The 13,922-nt window shown below is 52.1% G+C and carries 9 protein-coding genes and 1 tRNA gene; 8 read left to right on the top strand and 2 right to left on the bottom strand.

Features of this window, described 5'->3' with window-relative positions; genetic code table 11:
• Nucleotides 1–270: 270 nt before the first annotated feature.
• Nucleotides 271–804 (top strand): type IV toxin-antitoxin system AbiEi family antitoxin, encoded by a 534-nt coding sequence (abiEi, locus tag D9980_RS16230; RefSeq protein WP_115159334.1) that lies wholly within the window; start codon nucleotides 271–273, stop codon nucleotides 802–804.
• Nucleotides 797–1,717: a nucleotidyl transferase AbiEii/AbiGii toxin family protein gene (locus tag D9980_RS16225; RefSeq protein ID WP_121607837.1), complete on the top strand. Its 921-nt coding sequence runs from the start codon at nucleotides 797–799 to the stop codon at nucleotides 1,715–1,717. Before abiEi ends, D9980_RS16225 begins: the two co-directional genes overlap by 8 nt.
• A 207-nt stretch (nucleotides 1,718–1,924) precedes the next feature.
• On the opposite strand, the gene D9980_RS16220 is transcribed toward D9980_RS16225, so the two are convergent.
• Nucleotides 1,925–2,000, bottom strand: a tRNA-Phe gene (locus D9980_RS16220).
• Between the two features lie 396 nt (nucleotides 2,001–2,396).
• Here D9980_RS16220 and D9980_RS16215 point away from each other — a divergent pair.
• The 6 genes from D9980_RS16215 (at nucleotide 2,397) to D9980_RS16190 (ending at nucleotide 12,262) form a co-directional block, all read left to right on the top strand.
• Complete coding sequence (locus D9980_RS16215) at nucleotides 2,397–3,578, top strand: NupC/NupG family nucleoside CNT transporter (protein WP_024483785.1); 1,182 nt, start codon at nucleotides 2,397–2,399, stop codon at nucleotides 3,576–3,578.
• Nucleotides 3,579–3,646: 68 nt separating this feature from the next.
• Nucleotides 3,647–5,590 carry a bifunctional 2',3'-cyclic-nucleotide 2'-phosphodiesterase/3'-nucleotidase gene (locus D9980_RS16210; RefSeq protein WP_370454345.1) on the top strand — a complete coding sequence of 648 codons (1,944 nt, stop codon included), beginning with the start codon at nucleotides 3,647–3,649 and terminating at the stop codon, nucleotides 5,588–5,590.
• 17 nt (nucleotides 5,591–5,607) lie between these two features.
• Nucleotides 5,608–6,909: a pyrimidine-nucleoside phosphorylase gene (locus tag D9980_RS16205; RefSeq protein ID WP_121607835.1), complete on the top strand. Its 1,302-nt coding sequence runs from the start codon at nucleotides 5,608–5,610 to the stop codon at nucleotides 6,907–6,909.
• Between the two features lie 111 nt (nucleotides 6,910–7,020).
• Entirely contained in the window at nucleotides 7,021–8,367 is a 1,347-nt protein-coding gene (locus D9980_RS16200) for an OprD family outer membrane porin (RefSeq protein ID WP_121607834.1), read from the top strand.
• A gap of 485 nt (nucleotides 8,368–8,852) precedes the next feature.
• On the top strand, nucleotides 8,853–11,015 hold the full coding sequence (speF, locus tag D9980_RS16195; protein ID WP_121609039.1) for an ornithine decarboxylase SpeF: 2,163 nt from the start codon (nucleotides 8,853–8,855) through the stop codon (nucleotides 11,013–11,015).
• 128 nt (nucleotides 11,016–11,143) lie between these two features.
• Complete coding sequence (locus D9980_RS16190) at nucleotides 11,144–12,262, top strand: GGDEF domain-containing protein (RefSeq protein WP_121607833.1); 1,119 nt, start codon at nucleotides 11,144–11,146, stop codon at nucleotides 12,260–12,262.
• 559 nt (nucleotides 12,263–12,821) lie between these two features.
• On the opposite strand, the gene mltC is transcribed toward D9980_RS16190, so the two are convergent.
• On the bottom strand, nucleotides 12,822–13,898 hold the full coding sequence (gene mltC, locus D9980_RS16185; protein WP_024484084.1) for a membrane-bound lytic murein transglycosylase MltC: 1,077 nt from the start codon (nucleotides 13,896–13,898) through the stop codon (nucleotides 12,822–12,824).
• Nucleotides 13,899–13,922: the final 24 nt, after the last annotated feature.

Below are 13,922 nucleotides of genomic sequence, written 5' to 3'. Positions count from 1 at the left end.
TGATTAGCTCAATCGCTTCCGGGGTATGGATACTGGCAAGCGCATGGCTGAACCATTTTGTAATGGTTTCATTCTCAGAGCACGTGTATTCCAGATCCGTACCCTTCAACCTCTCCTGCGAAACGATGAACAAATTCAAAAGTAGAATAGTGTCTTCATCTTTACTAAAAAGACACAAATAAATGTTATTTTTGTATAGATAACCGTGCTAAACTCTCTTGTGTGTACAAAAAATACTCATGTAAAGGTCTTTCATGTAAAGGTGTGGCAATGAACAAACTGACAGCCATCAACAAACTGGATGAGTTCAGCCGTAACGGGCGTTACGTTTTTCATTTGCGCGACTTTGGCAAAATCTTCCCCGATGAGTCGGAGCGGGCACTGAAAGCGTCAATTAAGCGTTTGGTGGAAAGCGACATTCTCACGCGTGCGGTCTATGGTGTGTATGTTTACAATCGTGCCACACAGGATAGTTATATTCTTGAGCACATTGTTAAAACCCTGCGTCGGGGTGAGTATAGCTATGTCAGCCTGGAATCCGCGCTGTCGCAATATGGGGTAATCTCGCAAATCCCAATTGATCGCTTAACGGTCATGACTACCGGGCGAAGTGGTGAATATCAAACGCCATGGGGAGTTATTGAATTGACCCATACGGCACGTTCCGTCAATGATATTCTGGCCGGGACGATTGAAACAAAATCCCCCATCCGCTTTGCCAAAAAAGAAACGGCAGTCAGAGATTTGCTCCGGGTTGGGCGCAACACTCATTTAATTGATAACACGGAGCTGACGAATGTCTAAACGTATCATTTTTGACACTCTGGTTACAGAGGCAATTCGGCAGAATGGACTGGCGGCGCTCCGGCCTGTGGTGGAAAAAGAACTGCTGCATTACGATATATTGTTCTGCCTGTCTGAAGCCGGATTATTGAAGAGCCTGACGTTTCAGGGGGGAACTTCACTCAGGCTATGTTACAACTCAAACCGTTTCAGTGAAGATCTGGACTTTGCCGGAGGAACTGAATTCTGTTCGGCTGATCTGGCTGAAATGAAAGAGTGTATTGAGGATTACCTCGGTAACCGCTACGGACTGGAAGTGACGGTTAAAGAACCGAAAGAGCTGCGTAACGAGCCAGCCTATGCGGAAGTCAACGTTGATAAATGGCAGATTTCGGTCACTACCGCACCCGAACGACGCGATATTCCCCGGCAGCGTATTAAGATTGAAGTAGCCAATGTTACCGCCTACACTCGCACTGTCAGGCAGTTGGTGCGTAACTACTCCGTATTGCCGGACGGATACAGCGATATATTAATTAACGTTGAAACATTAGACGAAGTGATGGCGGATAAACTGCTCGCTTTCCCTGCTTCGACCAAGCATATTCGCTATCGGGATATGTGGGATCTGGTGTGGCTTAAGCAACAGGGGGCAAGTTTAAATTCGGCGCTGGTGAGTAAGAAATTGTCGGACTACCGTATTGAGGATTTTAGAGAGAAACTCCAAGCGCGAATTGACTCTCTGCCAAGTATTATCTCTGGGGTTGAATTTTACCAAGAGATGAAACGATTTATTCCTGCACCTGTTTATCAAAATACTCTGGGGAAAGAGGGTTTTTCGTTATTTTTGCAGAGTGCTTTGGTTGAGCTTTTAACCCAGTTGAGAAAGGAGTTATATGAGACTGGTAATACGATGGATTCGTTTGTTTTGTGATGGCTTTCTGAAAAGATCTATCTCAATGATAAAAACAGGAAAGGGGGCCTAGACTCCGAAAAATCCGTCTGGAACAGATTTAACAATGCTATGCGTTGACCCGCAACGGGGGAGCTACAGAGATGTAGATCATAATCGAACGTAGTTCGATGAAGAGCCCACACTCAGAAAGCAAAAAACCCGCCATAGGCGGGTTCTTCTAAATGATGGTGCCCGGACTCGGAATCGAACCAAGGACACGGGGATTTTCAATCCCCTGCTCTACCGACTGAGCTATCCGGGCAACGGGGCGCATTAAACCGTATTTGGCCCTGTGTCGTCAATGGGTTTCTGTCACAAAGCCGAGCGATTGCTCTAATTTCAAGCAAGGGCAGGGCTACCTTCCTGCGCCAGCATTCTCCCTTCTTCCCCAAAATGCCCGATACCAGAGATCGAAACACTCACCCCCAACAATGTTCATCCCTGCCTATTCCCTAATCAAGTTAATGTTAGTGATAAGTACAACATGTTACATATATGTATTTTAAGGCTATTGTCATTTTTAAATGTGATCGGTGTAACTTTAATAACATATTGTCTGTGTTATGTTTCGATAATAACATCATTAGTTCCCGGCAAACGTCAGGGTACAAGGCTCGGCAACGGAACGTAAAAGTTCACAGATAATTTTGGGGAAAAGATGAAATATATCATAGGGATAGTGTGTATCGTTACTATCTGTATTTTGGCACTTTTAGTGAGCAACGATCGCAAAAACATCCGCTATCGTCCGATTTTCGTCATGCTGGCCTGCCAGTTTTTGATGACCGCACTGCTGCTTAAGACCGACGTAGGCAACAAAGTGATTGGCGTGATCGCCGGGGTATTTGGCAATTTACTGTCCTATGCCAACGAAGGGGTAAACTTCGTCTTTGGTGGTTTGGTGAATCACGGTGAGATCTCTTTCTTCCTGTCCGTTTTGCTGCCCATCGTGTTTATCTCCGCGCTGATCGGCATCCTGCAACACTGGCGTATCCTGGGCTTTATCATCAAGTACATCGGCCTGGCGCTGAGCAAGGTCAACGGCATGGGGCGCTTGGAATCCTATAACGCGGTGGCTTCGGCGATCCTCGGCCAGTCTGAAGTGTTCATCTCGGTGAAAAAACAGCTCGGCCTGCTGCCGGAGCACCGCCTGTATACGCTGTGTACCTCAGCCATGTCGACGGTCTCAATGGCGATTGTGGGCGCTTACATGGTGATGCTAGATCCGCGCTATGTAGTGACTGCCTTGGTGCTGAACCTGTTTGGTGGCTTTATCATGGCGTCGCTGATCAACCCTTATCAGGTCAAACCTGAGGAAGACATTCTGGATGTCATTGAAGGGGAGAAGCAGAGCTTCTTCGAAGTCCTGAGCGAATACATCCTCGATGGCTTCAAGGTGGCTATTATCGTTGGCGCGATGCTGATCGGCTTTATTGCGCTGATCACTATGGCTAACGCGCTATTCACCGCTGCATTTGGCATTTCCTTCCAAGGCGTGTTGGGTTACGTGTTCTCTCCGCTCGCTTTCCTGGTGGGTGTGCCGTGGAACGAAGCAGTGCAGGCCGGTGGCCTGATGGCAACCAAGATCGTCAGCAACGAATTTGTTGCCATGCTCAACCTGTCACAGGGTGATTACAACTTCTCTGAACGTACCATGGCGATTATCTCGGTGTTCCTGGTGTCGTTCGCCAACTTCTCCTCAATCGGCATTATTGTCGGTGCCATCAAGGCGTTGGATTCCAAGCAAGGTAACGCCGCAGCCCGCTTTGGCCTGAAGCTGCTTTACGGCTCCACGCTGGTCAGCTTCCTGAACGCCGCCGTCGTAGGTTTCTTCTTTTAATTATCTCAAGGCCACATCGAGAGGTTGTGGCCTGCTATCGCTATAACAATAAGGAATATGTGATGAAAATGACTTCTCCCCTCAAACTATCGTTATTGGCCCTGTTGGTTGCAGGCGCTGCGCATGCCGCAACGGTGGATCTCCGTATCATGGAAACCACCGACGTTCACGGCAACATGATGGATTATGACTATTACAAAGATAAAGCCACCGCTCAGTACGGCTTGGTGAGAGCGGCCACGTTGATTGATGCTGCCCGCGCGGAAGCGACCAACAGCGTGCTGGTCGATAACGGCGATATCATTCAGGGTAGCCCGATGGCGGACTATGCCGCAGCCAACCTGAAAAAGGGCGATGTGCATCCGGTTTATCAGGCGATGAACACTCTGGGTTATGCGGTCGGCAGCCTGGGCAACCACGAGTTCAACTACGGGCTGGATTACCTGAAAATGGCGATTAGCGGGGCCAAATTCCCGTACATCAACGCCAACGTCTACGACGCCAAAACCAACAAACCTTATTTCAAACAGTACCTGATCGTAGAAACGCCGGTAAAAGATACCGAGGGTAAAGAGCATAAGCTGCGTATCGGTTATATCGGCTTTGTACCACCACAGGTAGTGCTGTGGGACAAGGACAAGCTGTCGGGCAAGGTGATTACCAAAGATATTACCGAAACCGCCAAAGAGCTGGTGCCACAGATGCGTAAAGAAGGGGCGGATATCGTGATTGCTATCGCCCACTCCGGCATCTCTGCCGATCCTTACAAGGCGCTGGCAGAAAACTCGGTCTACTACCTCACGCAGGTTCCAGGCATCGATGCCATTACCTTTGGCCACTCTCACGGTATTTTCCCAAGCAAGGATTTCGCCGCTATTCCTGGGGTAGATCTGGAAAAGGGGACGGTCAACGGCGTACCTGCAGTCATGCCGGGCCACTGGGCAGATAACCTGGGGGTGATCGATCTGGTGCTGGAAGGGGAAACCAATAAGTGGAAGGTGGTCTCCAGCCGTGCAGAAGCGCGCCCAATCTTTGATAAGAAGAATGACAAATCGCTGGTCGATGCCAAGGCCTCGTTGGTGAAAACGCTGGAGCAGGCACATAACGACACCCGTGAGTTCGTTAACAAGCCGATTGGCACCATTGCCGAAGATACCAATACCTATCTGTCATTAGTGCAGGACTCCTCGGCCATCCAGATCATCCGCGCGGCGCAGAAAGCCTACGTTGAACACTTTATTCAGGGCGATCCGGATCTTGCTGATATCCCGGTACTGTCTGCTGCGGCACCGTTCAAGGCGGGTGGCCGGAAGAACGATCCGGCGGCCTTTGTTGATATGCGTAAAGGGCCTCTGAGCTTCCGTAACGCCGCCGATCTGTACCAGTATTCCAACACGCTGGCGGCAGTGAAAGTTAAGGGGAGCGATCTTAAAGAGTGGTTGGAGTGCTCTGCGGGCATGTACAACCAGATCGACGTGAAAAGCGATAAGCCACAGTCACTGCTTAACTGGAACGGCTTCCGAGCCTACAACTTCGATATGTTTGACGATCTGAGCTATCAGATCGACGTGACCCAGCCAGCGCGTTATGACGTGGATTGCAACGTGATCAATCCACAGGCCCAGCGTATCAAGTCGCTGACCTATAAAGGTAAGCCGGTGGTGGCAGACGCGCCATTCCTGGTTGCCGTGAACAATTACCGGGCATTTACCGGCAAGTTCGCCGGTACGGGTGAAAAAAATATCGTTATCTCCTCGCCGGATGAAGTGCGCACTATCGTGGCCAACTACATCTCCGAGCAGACCAAACAGCATGGCGCATATAAGCCAGAGGTAAAAAACAACTGGCGGATCGCGCAAATTACTGCGGATAAGCCGTTGGATATCCGCATCGAGACCTCACCAAGCCAGAATGCGGCTGATTACATCAAACAGTCCGCACAGCATCCAATGACGCTGGTAGGAAAAGACGATATCGGCTTTGCCGTTTACAAGATTGATTTACAGAAATAAAGAGCCGGGGAATGACAATGAGAATGGTTGATATCATCGCTAAAAAGCGCGATGGAAAAGAGCTGACTACGCAAGAGATTGAGTTTTTTGTTAACGGCTACACCCGGGGAGATATTCCGGATTACCAGGCCAGTGCGCTGGCGATGGCGATCTTCTTCCAGGATATGAACGATCGTGAGCGTGCCGATCTGACCATGTCGATGGTGAACTCCGGTGACGTGATCGATCTCTCGGCGATCGAAGGCGTCAAGGTAGACAAGCACTCCACCGGCGGCGTGGGTGATACCACCACGCTGGTGCTGGCACCGCTGGTAGCGGCGCTGGATATCCCGGTGGCGAAGATGTCGGGCCGCGGTCTGGGGCATACCGGTGGCACTATTGATAAGCTGGAAGCGGTAGCCGGTTTCCACGTGGAAATATCCAGCAAACAGTTTATCGAGCTGGTGAATCGCGACAAGGTGGCGGTGATTGGCCAAACCGGTAACCTGACCCCGGCGGATAAGAAGCTGTATGCGCTGCGTGATGTGACCGGCACGGTGAACTCTATTCCGCTGATTGCCGGTTCGATCATGAGCAAAAAGATTGCGGCGGGTGCCGATGCCATCGTGCTGGACGTGAAAACCGGTGCCGGTGCGTTTATGAAAACCACCGAGGATGCCGTCGAGCTGGCCACGGCGATGGTGCGCATTGGTAACCACGTGGGTCGTAATACCATGGCGGTGATCTCCGATATGTCGCAGCCCTTGGGCTACGCCATCGGTAATGCGCTGGAAGTGAAGGAAGCCATCGATACGCTGCGTGGCGAAGGCCCGGAAGATCTGACCGAACTGGTCATGCAGTTGGGTAGCCAAATGGTCGTGCTGGCGAAGAAGGCCGATTCGTTACCGGCTGCGCGTGCCATGCTGCAAGAGGTGATCGATAACGGCAAGGCGCTGGCCAAGTTCCGTGACTTCCTGGCTAACCAGGGCGGCGATGCTTCAATGGTGGACCATCCAGAGAAGCTGCCGCAGGCTAAATACCTGATTGAAGTCCCCGCCAAGCAGGCCGGTGTGGTAGCCAATATCGTGGCCGACGAAATCGGTGTGGCAGCCATGTTGCTCGGTGCCGGTCGTGCCACCAAGGAAGATGACATCGATCTGGCCGTGGGCCTGATGATGCATAAAAAAGTCGGCGATCGGGTCGCCATTGGTGACTCGCTGGTAACGATCCATGCCAACCGCCCGGATGTGGAGAACGTCATGGCGAAAATCTATGACAGCATCACCCTTGCCGATAAGGCGCAAGCGCCAAAACTGATCCATACCATTATTACAGAATAATAATATGAGCCGTGTGTCACCCTAGTTGTAGGGTGACACATTTTCAACATTATCTAGAAATAATTTAATTAAAATAGTTCTGGGTGAGTAGATAGAAAACGGGATTTTTCTATGTATCAAATTAATAAATTTAAAATTAAAAAACCTCTGGCACTGTTTGCTCTGATGTTCTCTTTACCCCTCAGCGCAGAGGAAATAAAAGTAAGCGATCGTCTCTTCTCAAGTTTTATTAACGATAGCCACGCAGACCTTTCTTTCCGTAACGTGTTTAAAAATTTAAGCACCGAGGATTATGGGGAGCGCTCCATCCAAACGGCCTGGGGGCAGGGGATCACCCTTGATTATCAGTCCGGCTATTTTGCGGATATGTTGGGAGTAGACGCTTCTTATTATGGCGTGATTAAGCTGGCCGCCAGCGATGATTTCTGGGGCCGTAGCGTGTTGTATAACGACAACGGCCAGGCAAAAGGTTTCAACAAGATGGGTCAGCTCTACCTGAAAGGACGTTTGGGTGATGAAGACACCTATTTACATCTCTATTCCGGTTGGCAGCAGATTAAAAAATGGGGCGCACTCAATAACTCCACGCGTGCCATTCCAAGTACCTATCTGGGCTTGCGTGGCGAAGCGGCTACCGGGCCAGTACGGTTACGTGGCGCCTACGTGACCCGTTATAGCGACAGGGATTCTCCGGATAAGATCCATTTCCGTACTGCGGATAAAAAGGAGATCAGCAGCATTGCGACCGGTGAATTGAGCTATAGCGATCACGGCTATAGCGCGCTCTATTTCCTGGGTGAAAGCCATAACTATATGCAACGTCACGGGGTGGAGCTGGGTTGGCAACCGGCGTCCTGGGCAGTGAATCGCCTCAAGTTTGCCAGCCAGGTATATTACAACCATGGTTTGCAAGACTGGACCCGCATGTCTACCCGTCACAAGACGTTCGATGATGATGCCTACCATTATGCGATGTATGCCGAATGGCGCGCCGAGCGTTGGAAGCACAAGGTTGGGGCTTCATACACCCGGGCCTCACTCGATAATGGCAACGGGTTAGGGCGCTTTGAGTGGCACCTGGCTAAACACAGCCGCGGCACCTTTAACTCCATGGCCGATAGTTGGGGTAACGACTATGTGGGCGATAAGGAAAAGATGCTGGCCTGGACCTTCGGCTATGCCGTTACGCCAGAAGTTGAGTTAGGGATGGTCACCAACTATGGCTGGGGGATGAAGTACCGTGGCCATAGCATCGAGCGTGGTGAAACCCTGGTTTACTCCCGTTGGACGCCGTCACAGCCTGCGCTGAAGAATCTGGCGTTCCAGCTGTCCGGTGGCCCATCCTGGAACTACCAGAGCCAGAGTAACCAGCCGAAGCTGACCTCGGATGGCAAGCCGATGCGCGCTCAGAACCACTCGATTGAGTTCCAGGTGGATTACAAGTTCAACCTGTTCTAATCAACGCCTGCCTGGCCGTGTGGGAAACCCACACGGCATCACTAAATAATTATGCATTAATAGTAACTATTAACCGGCTTGAACCCTCGAAAAAAACGTGTAATCATTGCGCGAATTCCCCATTTCATCACAGAGGAGTACAGGCATGACGGGTTTAACCACCTCAGCGCAACTGCGCTCCAGAAGCCTGATGACGCCCTCACTCCGAGTTTCCTTAACGCCATTTATGCGAATACCGCTGCCCCTTATGCGGTAAAGCTAGCCAATGCTCGCTGTTAGGCATGATTAAAAATAGAGCTGCGGCTCTGATTTTACTGATGTCTATCGGACGCTGCCGATCCCAGTCCCCGATAGTTGTCTGATGCCTACCCGCATCGGCCGGTCATGGTTGCGCCTTGGCTCATCACTTTGCCGGGATAACCAGGGTTATCTCATTATGTGCCCAGTGGCACACCCTCATCCTTAACCGTTTGAGACTCAGCATGATGAAAGAATTGAAGATAGCAACCAGCGCCAGCCTGGTAGCCAGCATTGAAACCCTGCGCGAAATCGTGCGCGTGGGGCAGACTGATTATACCGATGTGGCGGCTGCCGTGGTCTCCGTTAGCGATGTGGATGCCGGTATTCTGGCAACGCTCAAAGCGACCGGCTTTGAGATCCCGACGTTTGTTGCCGTTGAGGGGGATGAACAGCTCTCCCCGGATCACCTGCCGTTGATTACTGGCGTATTTGCCTTGGCTGCCGCGACCAAAGCGTTTTACATGGCGCAGTTGGAGGCCGCCGCCGATGCCTACGAGCAGGCGCTGTTACCGCCGTTCTTCAAAACGCTGAAAACCTACGTGGAGATGGAGAACTCAACCTTTGCCTGCCCAGGCCATCAGGGCGGCGAGTTTTTCCGCAAGCACCCGGCAGGGCGCAAGTTTTTCGAGTTTTACGGCGAAACGATTTTCCGTTCGGACATGTGCAACGCCGATGTGAAGCTCGGCGATCTGCTGATCCACGAAGGCTCGGCCAAGGATGCGCAAAAACACGCGGCGAAAGTGTTCAACGCTGATAAAACCTACTTCGTGCTGAACGGTACTTCGGCCTCCAATAAAGTGGTGACCAACGCGCTGCTGACGCGTGGCGATCTGGTACTGTTCGATCGCAATAACCATAAATCCAATCACCACGGCGCGTTGATCCAGGCTGGGGCGACGCCGGTGTATCTGGAAACCGCGCGTAACCCGTTTGGTTTTATCGGCGGCATCGATTCCCAATGCTTTGATGAAGCTTACCTGCGCGAGCAGATCCGCCATGTTGCCCCGGAAAAAGCCGCTGCGGCACGGCCTTTCCGCCTGGCGATCATCCAGCTCGGCACCTATGACGGCACGATTTACAACGCCCGTCAGGTGATCGATACCATCGGCCATCTGTGCGATTACATCCTGTTTGATTCGGCCTGGGTGGGGTATGAAGGCTTTATCCCGATGCTGAAAGAGTGCTCGCCGCTGCTGTTGGAACTGGATGAGCACGATCCGGGTATTTTCGTCACGCAATCGGTGCATAAGCAGCAGGCCGGGTTCTCGCAGACTTCGCAGATCCATAAAAAAGACGATCACATCAAAGGCCAGAAGCGCCACTGCAACCATAAGCATCTCAATAATGCGTTTATGCTGCATGCCTCAACCAGCCCGTTTTATCCGCTGTTTGCCGCGCTGGACGTCAACGCCAAGATGCATGCTGGTGCCGCTGGCCGCCGCATGTGGATGGAGTGCGTCAAGCTGGGGATCGACACGCGTAAACAGCTGTTGGCACGCTGCTCGCAGCTGCGGCCCTTTATTCCGCCGCAGGTGGCAGGCAAGAACTGGCAGGACTACGATACCGACCTGATCGCCAACGATGCACGCTTCTTCAACTTTGTACCGGGCGAGCAATGGCACGGTTTTGCAGGCTATGCGCAGGGGCAGTATCTGGTCGATCCTTGCAAGCTGCTGCTGACCACTCCGGGGATTGATGCGGCCACCGGTCAGTACACCGAGTTCGGTATCCCGGCGACCATTCTGGCCAACTTCCTGCGTGAGAACGGCATCGTGCCGGAGAAGTGCGATCTCAACTCGATCCTGTTCCTGCTCACCCCGGCGGAGAACCCGGCGAAAATGGATCATCTGGTGGATATGCTGGTGCAGTTCGAGCGTTACGTCGAGGCAGATGCGCCACTGAGTGAGGTCTTGCCGACGGTCTATCGCAAGAATCAGCAGCGTTATGCAGGCTACACCCTTCGTCAGCTGTGCCAGGAGATGCACGATCTGTACGTCAGCTTCGACGTGAAGCAGTTGCAAAAAGAGATGTTCCGTCAGGATCATTTCCCGCCGGTGATGATGAATCCGCAGGATGCCAACGTCGAGTTTATCCGCGATAACGTTGAGCTGGTGCCGATCGCTCAGGCAGCCGGGCGCATAGCGGCAGAAGGTGCCTTACCTTATCCACCGGGCGTACTGTGCGTGGTGCCAGGCGAAGTGTGGGGCGGCGCGGTACAGCGTTACTTCCTGGCGCTGGAGGAGGGCATCAACCGCTTGCCAGGATTCTCACCGGAGCTGCAGGGCGTGTACATCGAGAAGAAAGATCACGGCTGGAAACGGATTTTTGGCTATATGATCAAGCCGTAAAATCGCAACCAATTTGCCTTGCTGTAGGGGCGCCGCATGCTTAGCCGTATGCCGCCCCGTCTATCTTGCATGACAAAGACGGATGTCACCGCTACATTGAGTAGAGTGGTATGACAACGAGTCCAACGATGAAAGATAGAAAATACGCCGCCTGGGTTGCCAAAGAAAAAAGAAAGTCCACGTTTCACAGTTTTGACTGGTTTTTGCTGGTTAACGCCTTGTTCTCTTTCTACCTGTTCCTACAGCGTCTGGGGTCAGGGCTTTACGAGTCGTTAAGCCATTTGCTACGTTCAGCTCCGGCGATCACCGGCGTGATGTTGGTCGCCTTCGTCACCTATGTAGTGTTGAGATTATTACGGCCATACGGTGAGAAAGCCCGCTGGTGGGGGTTGATCGCCAGTGTGACGGTTTTGTCGCTATGTTGGTGTGCTGCCTTTCATCACCTGATTGTCATGGACAACGTTACCCTGGTCTACCCCTTGCTGATTGGCTTGGTGTTTGCCTCTCTGATCCCCTTTTACCTCTCTCCTTTGCTGCTGTGCCTGTTTACGATACCGATATTGGTGATGTCCATCAGCGAAAATATTATCCTGCGCGGTGCGGCCTCTGTGGCGAACGTGTTCTCTTATTTGCTGATGCTGTTTCTGATCTACTCGGCCAAACGCATGTTGGAGAAATGGTTTATGTTGGCCATCGAGCGGGAAAGGGAGAACAAGCAACTGATTGACCGCCTGGGGAAATTGGCTAACCGCGATCCGCTGACCGGGCTGGCCAATCGGCGCTATTTCAGCAACTACTTCGACTCGGTGTTTTCTCGGGAGGCGGAGAGTCGCGAACCTTTCGCCATCATCCTGCTAGACGTGGATTTCTTTAAAAAATATAACGACCATTACGGCCACCAGATGGGGGATGAGTGCCTGATCCGCCTGGCTGAATGCTTTGAAAATAGCGTACGTCGTTCACAGGATCTGGTGGCACGTTACGGTGGTGAGGAATTTATCATTCTGCTGCCAAAAGCCGATCGTGCCGAGGCGATAGCGGTGGCCGAAAGGATCAAGTCTCAGGTCGCGGCGATCGCGATCCCGCATGAAGGCTCCGACGTTGGGCAATGGGTCACGGTGAGCCAGGGGATTGCATTATGGCGAGCAGACGTGGGGCGTGAGCAACTGGTAGAGATGGCCGACAAGGCTCTGTATCAAGCCAAGGCTAATGGACGCAACGGCTATACATTGGCGGAAAAAGGGTAGCTCTCAAGTCCAGTCTTTGCCCCTCACCCCAACCCTCTCCCACAGGGAGAGGGAGCTGACCGGTGTGGTGGTTAGGTGTGGCGTAAAGCTGTGGCATGTTCGATTTGATGTGGCGGTTGGATACTGGAGTTAAGTTGTGGCACGTTCGGTCCCCTTATTTTTCGGGAGAGGGAGCTGACCGGAGTGGTGGTTAGGTGTGGCGTAAAGCTGTGGCATGTTCGATTTGATGTAGCGGGGAGTTAAGTTGTTGCACGTTCGGTCCCCTCACTTTTCGGGAGAGGGAGCTGACCGGAGTGCTTGGTTGGCCTGTGCTGCTCCTGTAAATGCGGAGTAAGAAGAACGAGGATGGGGGTATGGCGCAGAAAAATCAGCGTACTCGATCTGTCCCCAAAAAGGAGTTGGTGCTGTGCTCAGATGTGGAAGTTATTCTGTAAGAAGGTGATGTTGAGGACGAATACCGTAGTTAAGATCTGGCACGGTCGGTCCCCTCTCCCTGTGGGAGAGGGTTAGGGTGAGGGGAAACATGTCTCCCCCCAGCCCCGTATTTTCCCACCAGCGATTACTTCCGCCGGTAGTTTTTCTGCGCGTTGTTAACCTTCACCAGATAACGGCGCGATTCACCCGCCGGATGCTTGGTGGTCAGGGTTTGATAAATATCACCAGGCTGCATGCTGTTGATGATAGTTACCGCTTTGGCCTTGTCACTATTGAACACCCGCAGCACGCTGCCAGCCCCACCGTTGTAAGCAGTGATCACCGCATAACGACGTGAGGTCGGGTTCTGAATGCCGCCCAGGTAGTTGTTCTGCAAGATGGCCAGATAGGCGGTACCGGTATCAATGTTGTTCTCCGGATCGAACAGATAGCTGCGGCTTGGTGTGCCCCATTTACCTTTGCTTTGGAACACGTCTTTACCCGCGGTATGTTGCACTACCTGCATCAGGCCCAGCGCGTCGGAACCACTTACCGCATACGGGTTAAAGCTGGATTCGGTCTGCATAATCGCCAGGATCAGCGACTCTTCGACGCCGTATTTCTCAGACGCCTGGCGAACCATCGGCAGATATTTGTGTGCACGTTTATCCAGGTGGTTAGGCACCAGTTGCATCGTCACCGAGTAGATCACGTGCAGGCCCGAGGTGCGCCTCTTTAGCTTGTTTTGCAGCAGGTAGTCGGCGAAGTGCGCTGCCCGCCATTCCCAGCGGATGGGTTGGCCCTTGTTATCCAGCACCTGGCCGTACAGGAACGGCTCTTTGCTGATCTGGATATCATTGGCGTCGGAATAGAGGTCGATCGAGCCTGGATCGTCACCCATCAACAGGGTGCTGATCACCGCCTGGCGCAGATGAGCCGCAGGATCGGTGGTGGCGATGGTTTCGATAGTGATGGTGCCCGAATCAAAGTTGATGTGGCTACGGGTCTGATATTGGTCGGTATATTTGACGTAGTCTTTTGGCCCGGCGATCAGAACTTCGCTCAGCCCCCAGATGTTCTCGATATTGTGGGCAAATTGGCCCATCAAAATATCAAAGGCGTTGGTGTCTTTGACATAGGCTTCCGTGACCACGTCGTTTTTTTTGCCGGAACAGGAGATCAGCAAAGGCGCTATCACTAGCAAAGCTAATATTTTCTTCATCTTGTTAAAGCCGTATACGCGAAG

Source organism: Serratia sp. 3ACOL1, from assembly GCF_003668775.1.
Taxonomy (GTDB): Bacteria; Pseudomonadota; Gammaproteobacteria; order Enterobacterales; family Enterobacteriaceae; genus Chania; species Chania fonticola.
The sequence above is the reverse complement of the archived record's forward strand: the minus strand, read 5'-3'. Positions and strand labels throughout refer to the sequence as shown.

Bases quoted from the DNA above. Each gene is read 5' to 3' on its own strand.
- abiEi (WP_115159334.1), top strand. From the start codon at position 271: ATGAACAAACTGACAGCCATCAACAAACTGGATGAGTTCAGCCGTAAC.
- D9980_RS16210 (WP_370454345.1), top strand. From the start codon at position 3,647: ATGACTTCTCCCCTCAAACTATCGTTATTGGCCCTGTTGGTTGCAGGC.
- D9980_RS16190 (WP_121607833.1), top strand. From the start codon at position 11,144: ATGAAAGATAGAAAATACGCCGCCTGGGTTGCCAAAGAAAAAAGAAAG.
- D9980_RS16225 (WP_121607837.1), top strand. From the start codon at position 797: ATGTCTAAACGTATCATTTTTGACACTCTGGTTACAGAGGCAATTCGG.
- D9980_RS16200 (WP_121607834.1), top strand. From the start codon at position 7,021: ATGTATCAAATTAATAAATTTAAAATTAAAAAACCTCTGGCACTGTTT.
- mltC (WP_024484084.1), bottom strand. From the start codon at position 13,898: ATGAAGAAAATATTAGCTTTGCTAGTGATAGCGCCTTTGCTGATCTCC.
- D9980_RS16215 (WP_024483785.1), top strand. From the start codon at position 2,397: ATGAAATATATCATAGGGATAGTGTGTATCGTTACTATCTGTATTTTG.
- speF (WP_121609039.1), top strand. From the start codon at position 8,853: ATGAAAGAATTGAAGATAGCAACCAGCGCCAGCCTGGTAGCCAGCATT.
- D9980_RS16205 (WP_121607835.1), top strand. From the start codon at position 5,608: ATGAGAATGGTTGATATCATCGCTAAAAAGCGCGATGGAAAAGAGCTG.